Source organism: Limibacter armeniacum (assembly GCF_036880985.1).
GTDB classification, from domain to species: domain Bacteria; phylum Bacteroidota; class Bacteroidia; order Cytophagales; family Flammeovirgaceae; genus Limibacter; species Limibacter armeniacum.
In genome coordinates this window covers 1637792-1650066 of the sequence record NZ_JBAJNO010000009.1, presented here as the reverse complement: position 1 = coordinate 1650066, position 12275 = coordinate 1637792, and the positions used below count along the sequence as shown (strand labels likewise).

Annotated in this window: 15 protein-coding genes; 2 read left to right on the top strand and 13 right to left on the bottom strand. The window is 35.7% G+C overall.

The features are described from left to right. The first annotated feature begins 55 nt into the window (after positions 1–55). The gene (locus tag V6R21_RS24630; protein WP_334246187.1) at positions 56–223 is read left to right on the top strand and encodes a hypothetical protein; all 168 of its coding nucleotides are present in this window, start codon (positions 56–58) and stop codon (positions 221–223) included. Between the two features lie 111 nt (positions 224–334). On the opposite strand, the gene V6R21_RS24625 is transcribed toward V6R21_RS24630, so the two are convergent. The 13 genes from V6R21_RS24625 to xerA all read right to left on the bottom strand — a co-directional run bounded on the left by V6R21_RS24625 (position 335) and on the right by xerA (position 11545). Continuing rightward, positions 335–805, bottom strand: a complete 471-nt coding sequence (locus V6R21_RS24625; protein ID WP_334246186.1) for a hypothetical protein — start codon at positions 803–805, stop codon at positions 335–337. A gap of 185 nt (positions 806–990) precedes the next feature. Next, positions 991–1638 carry a hypothetical protein gene (locus V6R21_RS24620; RefSeq protein WP_334246185.1) on the bottom strand — a complete coding sequence of 216 codons (648 nt, stop codon included), beginning with the start codon at positions 1636–1638 and terminating at the stop codon, positions 991–993. A gap of 214 nt (positions 1639–1852) precedes the next feature. After that, positions 1853–2662 (bottom strand): hypothetical protein, encoded by an 810-nt coding sequence (locus V6R21_RS24615; RefSeq protein ID WP_334246184.1) that lies wholly within the window; start codon positions 2660–2662, stop codon positions 1853–1855. 165 nt (positions 2663–2827) lie between these two features. Then, on the bottom strand, positions 2828–3469 hold the full coding sequence (locus tag V6R21_RS24610; RefSeq protein WP_334246183.1) for a hypothetical protein: 642 nt from the start codon (positions 3467–3469) through the stop codon (positions 2828–2830). A gap of 205 nt (positions 3470–3674) precedes the next feature. Continuing rightward, entirely contained in the window at positions 3675–4733 is a 1059-nt protein-coding gene (locus tag V6R21_RS24605; protein WP_334246182.1) for a PD-(D/E)XK nuclease domain-containing protein, read from the bottom strand. Between the two features lie 150 nt (positions 4734–4883). Beyond that, a complete protein-coding gene (locus V6R21_RS24600; protein ID WP_334246181.1) occupies positions 4884–5372 on the bottom strand; it encodes a hypothetical protein in 489 nt (162 codons plus the stop codon). A gap of 255 nt (positions 5373–5627) precedes the next feature. Beyond that, positions 5628–6383, bottom strand: coding sequence for a tetratricopeptide repeat protein (locus V6R21_RS24595; RefSeq protein ID WP_334246180.1), 756 nt, complete (start codon positions 6381–6383; stop codon positions 5628–5630). An 85-nt stretch (positions 6384–6468) separates the two neighbouring features. Further along, complete coding sequence (locus V6R21_RS24590) at positions 6469–6747, bottom strand: hypothetical protein (RefSeq protein ID WP_334246179.1); 279 nt, start codon at positions 6745–6747, stop codon at positions 6469–6471. Positions 6748–6795: 48 nt separating this feature from the next. Then, positions 6796–7143: a DUF1493 family protein gene (locus V6R21_RS24585; protein WP_334246178.1), complete on the bottom strand. Its 348-nt coding sequence runs from the start codon at positions 7141–7143 to the stop codon at positions 6796–6798. A 96-nt stretch (positions 7144–7239) separates the two neighbouring features. Then, the gene (locus V6R21_RS24580) at positions 7240–7689 is read right to left on the bottom strand and encodes a hypothetical protein (RefSeq protein ID WP_334246177.1); all 450 of its coding nucleotides are present in this window, start codon (positions 7687–7689) and stop codon (positions 7240–7242) included. Between the two features lie 170 nt (positions 7690–7859). Beyond that, positions 7860–8687, bottom strand: a complete 828-nt coding sequence (locus V6R21_RS24575; RefSeq protein ID WP_334246176.1) for a DUF6985 domain-containing protein — start codon at positions 8685–8687, stop codon at positions 7860–7862. A gap of 106 nt (positions 8688–8793) precedes the next feature. After that, positions 8794–10296 (bottom strand): ankyrin repeat domain-containing protein, encoded by a 1503-nt coding sequence (locus V6R21_RS24570; RefSeq protein ID WP_334246175.1) that lies wholly within the window; start codon positions 10294–10296, stop codon positions 8794–8796. A gap of 124 nt (positions 10297–10420) precedes the next feature. Next, positions 10421–11545, bottom strand: a complete 1125-nt coding sequence (gene xerA / locus V6R21_RS24565) for a site-specific tyrosine recombinase/integron integrase (RefSeq protein ID WP_334246174.1) — start codon at positions 11543–11545, stop codon at positions 10421–10423. A gap of 89 nt (positions 11546–11634) precedes the next feature. Between xerA and V6R21_RS24560 the strand changes: the two genes are divergently transcribed. Beyond that, positions 11635–12027: a hypothetical protein gene (locus tag V6R21_RS24560; RefSeq protein WP_334246173.1), complete on the top strand. Its 393-nt coding sequence runs from the start codon at positions 11635–11637 to the stop codon at positions 12025–12027. The last annotated feature ends 248 nt before the right edge of the window (positions 12028–12275 follow it).

The following is a 12275-nucleotide window of genomic DNA, read 5'->3' as shown; positions in this document are numbered from 1 at the left end:
TGGTATTCCAAATGGCATCCCAACACCAAAGGACTCCATTTGGATTTAGTGAACAGTGGGTTTTCTCTCAGCCAGTATCAAGGCAGCCAAGGACAGTGGGTTACTTCCTCCAGCTGCCAGTGCAACTGAAATAAAAGTAGAAGCAGAAGGCATCTTGCCCTCTGCCTCTCTTTTGACAATAACCCATCAAAACAAAAAGCCAAACCTATTAGGTCTGGCTTAGCTAAGCTTTATTATTGCCTTTAAATAACTTCCTTACCTCCATGCTTGCCACCTCTCCACCAAAATGCAGGACTTTCCGAATGGCTTATAACGTTTAGTGTAAAATGAATTTTTACACAGTGTTATGGATTGCTTTATTTCTTAATAATTCGACTAACTCAATCAAGTCGTCATTAATTTCTTCATTAGTATTCCAATCCAATTTTCTGTCATTAGTTTCAAACTGGCAGAATAATCCATCGAGAACTATTCCTCCCCAATTGGTCAGTTCAAGTTTAGAATCTAATAATTTATTAATCGTTTTTGACTCTTGTGAATTCAATTCAACTTTTCTGTCAGTTATTGCCAACCTATCAAGATTAAAAATCCCTTTATCAAATCTTTGGTTGTCATATTCAGCATTCCAAGTTTTCAGAACCAGCTCTCGAGGATTCTTTTCAGTTAGAGTAACCGAAAACCCGTGAGACAAGAGTTGTCCAATTTCGAGATATTGAAATCGAAAATCTCCGGAATCATTTACATCCGATAACTCCTTTTTAATCTGATTCCAATAATTCTCTCTATTATTTGAAAACTTTTCCATTCTTCTGCTTGCCTATAACGATCAGCTATGATGAGTGAGGATTAAAAAGCACTAACCTCTCGTCTCACAAATAGCCACGCCTTGATTAAAAATTGTGGTAGACTGGGCGTCCCCGACTTTCCAATCCTCACGAAAATTTCCTGACCGATGAAACCTCATTCATTCATAGCATTTGTTATCCACTTTTATTTCTTCAATGATATGGTGTCCTGCCTTTCAGTTCGCTTCAAAGGTTCTTCGTCAACTGGAGTTTCATATAGTTCGTAAATTGTTGTCCGTAGAACCTTTCCATCAATTTGCTTGGAAGTTGTTTCTGTTGATTCTTCGATTTCAGGCGCATCAATCTTGGCAAGTTCAAATGTTTTCTCAACCTCATTGCTTGAGTTTAGCACCTGTGCATAGTATGTGTCTTTGATTCCTTCACTAGTTGTGTCGTTTTTCAAAATCAACACTATATTAGAGTCGCCAATTGCCGTTCTTCCGAAATAAAACAATCTTGAGTTTTCCTTGTCTTCAATGTCGATGATTTTTTTGTCAGCAGTTGTTAGCTCAGAAAGTTCGAAATAGTAATTATTCAGGCCACGTTCAGAGTGGTACTTCGTATATCTAGATTTCTGTAGTTGCTCTGAATCAATATCAAGAGAATTGATTTCGGGGAAGTTGTTAACTATAGTGCTATAGTCAGCTTGTATCTTTTTAGTTTGTTCCACCTGAATTGGTTCAGTCACGAGATCTGGTTTTGCAATAGAATCATTCTGCACCTTGTCTTCCTTCGCGGTTTGTTGGCTGCAACTAATAGTCAAAATAACCAATAGAAGTATTATCTGTCTCATTGTATAATTGTGGATAACGATTTGTATATGGCAAGTAGGGCAGTAGAAAGCACTGAACTTTCGAGTTACTTCGAGCCAAATCGTTTATTTTGTTTTTAATTTATTCATTCTTAAAAGCCAAATCAACGATTTGGCGGTGTTTCAAATAACCATAGGACTTTCCTAACCCAATGAACGCCCTATTTGCTATATACCGTGTTGTGGTGTCGTAATTTTAGTTTCCAAACAGTCGTTTCAAAAATCCTGCTTTTGGTTTATCTCCAATTTTTGGTTCACTTAACAATTTACCCGAAAGCCAAAATTGACCGTGCACAACTCCACCGACTCTAGGTGTAGAATTTTCAAAAAATCGAAGGTCTGCTAGTACATCAATTTCACCACCAAGGGTGTCAACAAGCATCCAATAGAACTCCTGACCTGTAAATTCATTTTTTCTTTTTTCGGTTTGTTTGATTATACCAGCAAATAGTCCTAAAGCTTCTGGTGGATTTGGGTCATCTCTTTCTCCTGGATTAAATAATCCACTTGGTACAAATGATTGTGAAGCCCATTTAGGTTCGCCTTCCTGTCCATTGGCGAAAGCTTCTTCAGAATCATAATAATCAAATTCCTGAGCAAATGCCGAAAGCTGAATCTCGATTATTTGAGGTGTTTCAATTCCTACATATTTCTTGTGATTTGGAACATCAAAAACAAACGGGTAGGCTCCACTTTCAGGATTTTCATTATCCAACGGGTCTGCCCAAGAATGAAATGCACCATCTAAAACACTTTCAGATCTATCAATACTGGCTGTTATTGAAATCTTTCTCTTACTTTTTCCTTTGAAATGCGGATTTGCTCCTAGTAATTCATTCTTTTTACTCATTTGAATCCACAATTCAGCTCCAGATTTATCGGAAAATTGAAAGTAAGTACCCTTTGTCGTATTTAAAGGAGTCGACTTTTCATATGCTCTCTCAAGTAAAGAATAAAAGTCTTCTTCACTTTGTATGTCAAAACCTATATCTGATAGATTACTCATTTCTTGTTCTTTTTAATGCACCACAACGACTCGACTAAAAAGCATTGAAAAGAACTTATGTTCCGTCTACTAAATAGCTACAAGACTTTTAAATTTTTTTTCATTTTGTAGTGGGATTTCTTTCACACAACAACCCACCAATTTCACTAATAACGCTATGCTTTTTTAGGCCTTGTTATCTATATATTTTTTAAGTATTTCAGGTAAGTCATATAATATTACTGTCCCATCTGATTTCAACCTTAATTCCTTTAATTCTTTTGGAATAATTTCTTCCGAAGAAAAAACCCAATATGCTAGACCATTAATTATATACAAATATGAAATACCTCCTGAAATCTCTATACTGATTGGTGAGGAGACAATTCCTCTTTCCTCTTTTGATGAATATCTCCAAGTTGACAATATTATTGGAAATTTCGTATCTTCTCTAGCATCTCCATCATTAATCACCTTCTTAATTTCATCTTCAAGTGTTTCACCTAGTGATAGGTAGTTAAACATTGGCCTTGAAGAAATACTAGACCTCCATAATATGAATAATTTGAACCGTTTATAATCAAAATTTGAGAACTTTAATAATTCTCTTGAGCCATTAAAATTATATGATTCACGAATAGGAGGGTTTTCAAAATTTTTCCCGTATAAGATTTTTGCAACGTATCTTTCTTCACCTCCTAAAATATTATTATCGCACTCCTCACATAATATCCCACCTTCAAATTCTCCTGATTGAAGAATAGCATGGTTAATCTTACCACTACCATCAAAAGTTAGCTTATTTAACCTTCCTTTTTCATCTTTCATATCCTTGTACATAAAATTAGATATGATATGGGATTTTTTTTATCAAAGGTTTTTGTTTATCGCAGAGTTTACAGATCTTCATATTTTCTTATAGATAACGACCAACTATCATCCGTAAGCTGGACTTTTCAAATTTCTATAAAAGGATAGCACCAGTCTTTGCAAATAGCTCAGAAAGCTTATGGAATGATAGTATATGTTAGCATCATTTCGATATTTGCCATTTAACAACAGGCTCTATTCCATTAAAGACTAATGATATGAAAAGAATCTGATGTATGCCATCTTCTTTAAGCTCAAACACATATTCACGTTCGTCTATTTGCGACATTGCGGCATCTAACTCTTTTTCGATTAACATGGTATTTGAGTTTTCAGGCACCTTCTTTATTTCGAATATTACACCGGGATTTCGCTTGTCCATTGGATTTAGGCAAATATCATAGCGACCGGTTCCTGACTCTTTGTTTGATTTCACAAGGTACTCTTCTAAGCGCCCTTGAAGGACCCCTAAGAGATACACATGGAATACTTTCTCTTTATCAGTTGAACTGATATCATAATAACTTGGTATATAGAGAACTCGTTTAATCTTAAATATAAACTCTTCATATCTCTCATTTTTAAGAGAGTCTAACAGGTCATTTTTATCAAGTAGTTCATTTAATTTATTCAGGTAGGATTGAACTATATTATTGATCTCTGCACTGATGTTGGAGTTATCCACCTCTGTCAAGGACTTGTTTTTTTCAATCTCAATTGAAATTAGGTTGAGACAGTCCTCGATAACTTTTTTCGTATAGTTCTGCTTGTTCTTTTGACATGCTGCCTTATATTCGTATAGTTTTTTCAGGGTCTCAACAGGACTCAATTCGTCAGTTATTCTCTCGTAATCCAGTCGGAATTTTTCGTAAACAATGTGTGATGAAGTATGAACAAGGTTAATTAACCATGTTAAAATCATCATATCCAACATCCCCAAATCTGCTTTTTCCTCCATTTTTTTCTGGTAGAATTCGATTGACTCAAGGGGTTCGGATAGAAACGGGTGACTATGACTTAAATTATGAACTTGGTGGTCTTCAGGAATTCTTTTTAGATTTAGTATTGAAGATTGGATATCATTTCTGGAAATAGGACATTGTTCTTCATTTATCTTGAAAGGATCACAGTAATCCAGCAAAGTGTAGTAGAACTCTATTCCAGTTAGAATTTGCTTTGGAAAGTAGCGATGCTTATATATTTCACCAAATGAAAAATCCATTATTCTGATCTATTGATGCTAACGGTTTGCATATGGCTTGTGGCGGTTTCGAAGGACTTTCCTGTCCACCGAAACCAAAGCTGGCTACGGAGCGAAAACCTTGCTGGCAGCCGTTCATCCACCATAAGCTATATGCCGTGTTGGCACCAGTTATTTTATTTTGTAAATCGTGTTTCCTTTTTTACTAATTCTGGTCACGACAATATTCTTTGATAGTAATCTTCTAAGGCTTTCCCTTATTTCTTGAGTCTCATAATTTTTTAAACCTTCAAAGCCACTTTGTAATGCTCCCCATTTTTTAATTCTTAAAGCTGAGAAAGCCCATTGACTGTATTGGTTTAAAAACTTCGTCACTAAATCGTCCAAACTACTATCATTATCTTCAGTTTTTTCTGGAAGTTTTGCTTTTAGTTCGTCAATTTGTCGCTGTAAGTCAGCAAGTTCTTTTGAGTTCCCACGAGCCTGAGTTTTGACTACATTTTCGAGTTCAATCATTCCTATTTTCTTAACCCTAAATCCCATTTTGTCCCAAGGTAAATTGATTACTATCAAGATTACTATCAGAGCAATGAGAGTTGTCGGCAGCCCAAATTTTTCAGGGTCTATATGACCGGGGTTGCAAACAATTATTATACGCATAAATTCCAAGTATTAAAGCTATCAGAATAATTGTGGGAATACTGATAGTCCTTTTAATTGCATTCGGCAATTCGAAGCTTAAATCCTTATCGAATTCTTCTTCAGGATTGTCAATGTTGTCTTGGTTTGCCATAGTTTTATTTTAATTGGTGCCAACGTCCAGATAAGCTCAGTGAGCATACCCTTTCAAATTAATTCTAAAGTTACTCTTTCATACTGAAATTTGATTATGACTAAGCCTGTTCATTGAGCTTATTATTTGTTGTGAGTAGTATCTTGATTGCAGTATAGGAGTCTCATTCTACTAACCTCATTTATTCTAAATGAATCCAATCCAATCAGAGAACCAACCATACCTAATTCATTACATAGTTCATTATACTTCTCCAAATTCTCAAAAGTTTTGGCCTTATCAACATGAACATACATTATGGTTGAATCTAATTTGAGTGCCCGGTCATACTCTATTAATGCTTTTTCATATAGGGTATATAAGCCAAGTTCCATCCCTAAATTATTGTAGGATGCCCCTAAATATGATCTTGCTTCATAATTATTGGGGTTCAAATCTAAAGCTTTCATAAAATAATTAATTGATGAAGTATAAAACGTCATCACTGTATCCAGATTTTTACTATTAAAAGCTCTGTCAAAACTCTTTACTCCTAAAAGAAATTGCAAAGTACTTTCACTTTCATTAATTAAGTTTGAGTTCAAAGCTTTTAACAAATTTCCCTCATTATTCTTTTCGCCAATCAATCCACTTTCAATAAGAAATTTCAACTTTTTTCTAGACTCTGAAATATCGTCTTCATTTAGTAGAGTTTTTATTCTTTCTTGAGTGAAATTCAATTTCTCTATATCTATCTTATTTTGAATAGTCAAATTTGTTGTTACAATTGATATAATAACAGTCAATAAAGGAATCAATGTTGATACCCATATCGTGCTATTTTTTAATCTTTTCTCTCGAATCTCTATTTTCTGTTTTTGGCTTTCAAAGTCATCCATGTTTTTAAATTTCAACTATTACACTCAACGTTCCGGCTAAAATGTCGTGCGGCTGGGTATGCATTTTAGCTCTTGTTGTAGCGCGTTATTTTTTGTATTTATTTTCTATTAATTGGAATACTTCATCAGTCACTTTGACCTTTAGACTCTCGATTCTATCTGCATATTCCATTTTCATTTTTTGACTATAGAAATCGTTATGAAACAATTCCATGCATTTGTCCAAATTTGCTAAGACAACAAACTCCTCGTCCGTTTTTTCACTAGTCCCTTTTGGTCTTGGTTCTCTTATTGGGTCACTTACCCATAGCAATTCACTACCATGTTTGCAGAAGAGGTTATATGTGTCTTTGGTGATTTTCATTTTCCAATGCGCTACAACGGTTAATGTAAAATGCGTTTTAATGCAGTTTTAGGTTTTGTTGGTAGCTGTTTTTCTTTCTTCAGTCCAAAATTTTGTCTCAGCCACGTTAATCAAGTGATTAATAGAGACCTCTTCAATTCTTAGTTTTTCACGAGCAGATTTTGAAAAAATAGATTTCACTATTAACCAAATTTCCAAGTTTTCCGAAGTAACATATCTATCTAAATCAAAATCTTGAGGATTCTCTATTTCAAATTCTTTAAAGAATTCATGGTAGAAACTGATGGTGTCAAGTCCTGCCATTCCAAAATCAGACTCAATTTTGGAGTCCATTGTTATCTGTTTTTTGGGAACACCTAACCTCGATGAAACAAACTCTTTGACTTTTTCTTTCATTCTTTAATAGCTACCAACGTTCCGGCTAAGATGTCGTGCAACGGTTAGGTTGGTTGGGTATGCATTTTAGCCATTGTTGTAGTTCGTTTTTATTTTTTAAGATTCTACAGAAAAGTGAAAAGGTTCATCACCTTTCATTTCAACTATTATTTTTGAAAACCCGTCCTTTAAGTTTAATAAGTCAATTTCCCACTCCATTTTATCCCTCTCAATGTCAATGGGGATTGTCAGAGATTCAAGTCTATATTCTTTTCTAAGTTGCTCTTCAGTAATTATGTGTTCACTCTTTGCAAGGAACGATTTTATGTTAATCCAGATTTTAGGAAATTCCTTTTTGATTTCTTCAAAAGCTCTCTGCTGGTTATTATTTGACCTCTGATCATTTGATACAATGTATAAGATTACAGGTGTATGTATCGATTCAAGTACAATATCCTTATCAAGATAATAGCAACTTTCAATTTTGTCATAGGTCGAACCCATCTCACCGAAGTAAGAATCCTTAATGGCCTGAGTTTTCAGAGTATTTATAAGTCTTCTTATCATTTTTCTAATGAACTACAACGCCGTAGCTATGCTCCGTGGCGTGTTTAAGTTCGTATTTCGTTTCGTTTATCTAAGTAGCGAATTCAGAGAATTCGCGGGATATCAAGTAACCACAAACCTATCGTAACCCACTGACACGCCATGGTGTCATAGGTGAGGTTAGGCATATTTTAATTTAGTTCTTCGTAATCTTTCAAAGCGGAAATTATTTTTTCTCGACCATCTTTCTTCGCTAGTTCATAGAAACGTTTGAAATAACCTATATCCCTAATACCTGAATTAATGTATTCAACTAATAAGTCGTCTTCATTTGTTCTGTATGCATTGAAAGCAAAACGATCATTCGAATCAATTTGCCAAGGCTTTAATACACCGTATTTTGGGTCAGGTTTATGTAAAACAGGTTTTTCATTATCTATTATTTGATGCATAAGATCACGAACATTGTTTTCCAGGTTTAATTCTTCTGCAATTATATAACCGTCTGTTCCGTCACTAGCACCATGATCCACACTTCTGTCCTTGTGAACTTCAATGGATAAACCATGTTCACTATCAAGTAATTTAATGTCAAAATAAAGACAGTAATATGCTTGATTATCTCTGTTCAGTGTGTAAATCGAAATCTGATAAAGTCTAAAATACCTCTGAAAATCGTCAATAGTAACAATTTCAGGGTAGAATTGAGGATATTCCTCTTCTAGAAAAATTTCTTCTTTATAATATGGATAAATTACTTCTTTTAAATAGCCAATTATCGATTCAATGATACTTAATTGATTCTTTTCGTCAAGAAGAAAATTGATGGTATTAATTTGTTCCTTTTTAGGGTCAGGGTCAAAATCTTGGTATTCATCGGCAAATACTAATTTTATTTCATTTCCTTGTTTCTGTTCCAGTTCAACTCCACTTGCAGAATATTTTTTTGAATAATAAGTGTCAAAATGGTGGAGATTAATGTACGAGCTCCAATTTCCAGAAAATTTAAAATCTTTCATTTTAGTTATGCCTAACGAATCGGGCATGGTATCGCTGGCAGGTTGCGTCGCAACTGACAGTGAACTATGCCCCTTGTTACGGCTAGTTTATTTTGGTATAAAAAACCTATGAAACTTCAAAATCAAAATCTAACTGTTTTAATTTTTCACCTAATGCTTCAATTAGACTTTTATCTGAACTCTCTAAAACATTTGTTTTTATAGCCGTATCCTCTTCTAACATATATTTTATATTCCACTCTAAATTATTTAGTTTATAATCATCGCCTACCACCTGTTGAATTTCAGAACTAAAATCTTTAGCTAATGACTCAATGTCTTTTACATTCATCAGATTACCATTATATCTAACAATCTTAATTTTCCATGAAATTTGTTCACCAGAAATTGCTCCATGACTTTCTAAATAATTGACTATTTCAGTTTTATCTTCCACTTTAGCTATATCTAAAGCCGTAAAACCTGCAGGAATCATTTTATTATCTCTAAGTGGAAAGTAACAGCGATTCCCAAGTCTACAGTTTATTCCAACTCCTTTCTCAACCCAATATTTCACATCATCTAACTTCCCATTGGAAACAGCCATCATCAAGGGAGTTAAATAATAAAATCCATCTTGAGCTTCTACTTGCAATTTTGCTCCATGATTTAATAATTTCTCAGATACTTCTTTATATTCTGAAATCGATAAAGGTAATAATCTATCATCTGTTAGGGTCGGGTCATTGAGATTTGGACTCTTCTGAAGAAAGTAATCTAAACGATCTATATACTTTTGTTTATCTGCTTCAAAATTGCTACCGTAGTACTTATTTATCGATGGTATTTGTCTAACTAGGATAAATACAGGCGATTCATCCGTGTAATAATTTATATCCCACCCATATTCTAGTAGCATTTTAAAGAGATCTTCCTCAAAAGGGAACAGACTTTCCCTAAGCATTCTCTTATTATCTCCCAAAAGAGGATCTGATCCTGATTCAATTAGTAATTTTACACATGCCATAGATGTTTCAGGAGGTGCATATGAAGCACTGTACATATACCAAGCTATACTTAGAGGGGTATTATCTCCATCAGTAATGTTAGGATTTGCTCCAGCATCTAATAATCGTTTGATCCATTCATAATCAGCCATACCAGCGGCTTCTAGGATTTCTCTTTCTTTATTAGGTAAAGGAGGTAAAAGAGACATTGTTTCTTCAAGTAAATGTGGTTGTGAATTTTTTGATAGAAAATCCACACATTTATTGAATATTGTATCTAGAGGCTTTGAATTCCACTCAAATAATATCTCACTGTCTTTTTTACTCACTTCATCACTCTCATCAAGTACATTAATAGCTTTAGAACGATTAAGGAGTGATATATAATCATCTGCATTTATAAGCTTAAAAACAGTATCAATTGTTTCCCAACCTAGATATTGAGCAGGACCAGTACTTAGTTCATAAATTCCTTGATATCTATAATAATACTCAACATGCAAACAAACTCCACAGACATCTGCTGCATTAAAAATATTAATTTTCTTTGTTCTCTCTAATACATCCCCGAAATGAAACTGTAAATGATTTACAATCACATATGCATCTGTTTCCTTAATCATATATAAAAAATCTTCTTTGCTTGATTAGCCGTAACAATTGTATATAATGCACAGTGGTATATATTCCGTAAAATCAGGGGGTAAAAGCACCATGGTTGATATACGCACTGTGTCAAAAACTCCTTTAATCTAGCGGATTCTTGATTTTGTTCAAATTTTTTGTTGCCACATGCGTATAAATTTCTGTTGTCTGGCTTGAGTTATGCCCCAGCAACGACTGAATGTATCGTAGGTCTGTCCCATTTTCCAATAGATGTGTGGCAAATGAGTGGCGAAGCATATGGGGCGTCACTCTTTTACGGATTCCTGCCCACTTGGCAGCTCGGCTGACAATCCTGGCGACACTTGTGGTACTGTACTGTCCTCCCTGCTCACCCTCAAACAAGTACTTTTTGGGTCTGTGTTCTTTATAATAGGCTCTCAGTTCCAATAATAGCTTTTCCGAAAGAATGGTGTAACGGTCTTTTCCTCCCTTGCCTTCCCTTACCCTGATCAGCATCCGATTACTTTCTATATCACGTGGTTCAAGGTTCAGCAGCTCCCCCCTTCTTAATCCTGCCGAGTAAAGCAGGCTAATGATGTAGCGGTGCTTCAGGTTCCTTGTTTTCCTGATCATGGACAGTACCTGCTCTTGGCTTAATACCTCCGGCAGTCGCTCTTTCTTGTGTGGCCGTTCGACTTCGTAAAATCGGTTGGGCATACCCTCCACAACTTCATAGTAGAACTTAATGCTATTGAGTGCCTGATTGACAGTTGAGTCGGATTTCCCTTCACGAATCAGCTGCTGGAGATAAGTCCTGATTTCCAGTTCATTGATCTCTAGCAGTTCCCTGTCCTTAAAATGGTTGATAAATGCCTCAAAACAGCCTACATAGGTCCTGACCGTGTTCATGGCATACCGCTTCAACTCAAGTTTTTCCAGATAGGATTCAGGACATGGACGGTATCCTTCGCTGAGCTTGCGATGCCGGTATGCCTCCACATCAGGAAACGGATTTCCCTTTTTGGCTCCTCCTGTACGGAAAAAATACTGCCCATTCACCCAAGCCACTCCCTTAAACCTCCGAAATATCAGTTGCACATTTTCCTTGGTGTTGGGAATAAATACCATCCGGTACTGCTCGCTCCACCTCGGACTGGGCAGCTCCTTGACAAGTGCCTGTACCACCTTGTCCGGGTAGAACTGCAACCCGATATACTTTCTGCCCGCTATCAGCAGATGCTTGAGCGTAATTTGGCGTGTTTTCATACCTGATAAGATACAAAACCATAATAGGCTAACCGTTGATTAAACGTTTAATATACGTATAATCAACGGTTAGCATTCTAAAACCATTTATGGATCACATCGAAAAACATTGCCTATCCTGTGGTAAATCGCTTACAGGCAGAGCTGGCAAGAAATTCTGCGACAATTACTGCAAAAGTGTCTATCACTATCAGAAAACAAAGGAAGATGCCCCCGATTTCTACCATCAGGTAAGTCAGCAGTTAAGACAGAACCGAAGGATCCTGAAAGAATACAACAAGGCAGGAAAGGCAACAGTACGTTGTGAGGCGCTATTGGCTGAAGGGTTTGACCCTAATTTCTTTACCCATTACTGGAAAAATGCAAAAGGGGAGGTGTACCTCTTTGTCTTTGAGTATGGCTTTCTGAAAATCACCGAACATGACCGAAATAAATACGTGCTGGTACAGTGGCAAGCATATATGAAAGCCGGTAACAGCTAAAAAAGAGAAACCTCCTATATGCCTTAAAGAAGGCATTAGCCTATACACTACCTCCTCATCCTTTCTATCATCTCCTTCAGCTCCCGAATCTCCGAAATGGTACTTTCCTGCTTCTGCTCAACACTCTCCCTCATCCTCCCAATCCTTTAAATATTTAAGATCAAGGTTCAGACATTTAGGTACAATTGGTCACAAAAAAAGCCAAACCCATCAGGGTCTGGCTAAACTTTATTCTTTCCTTTAAATAA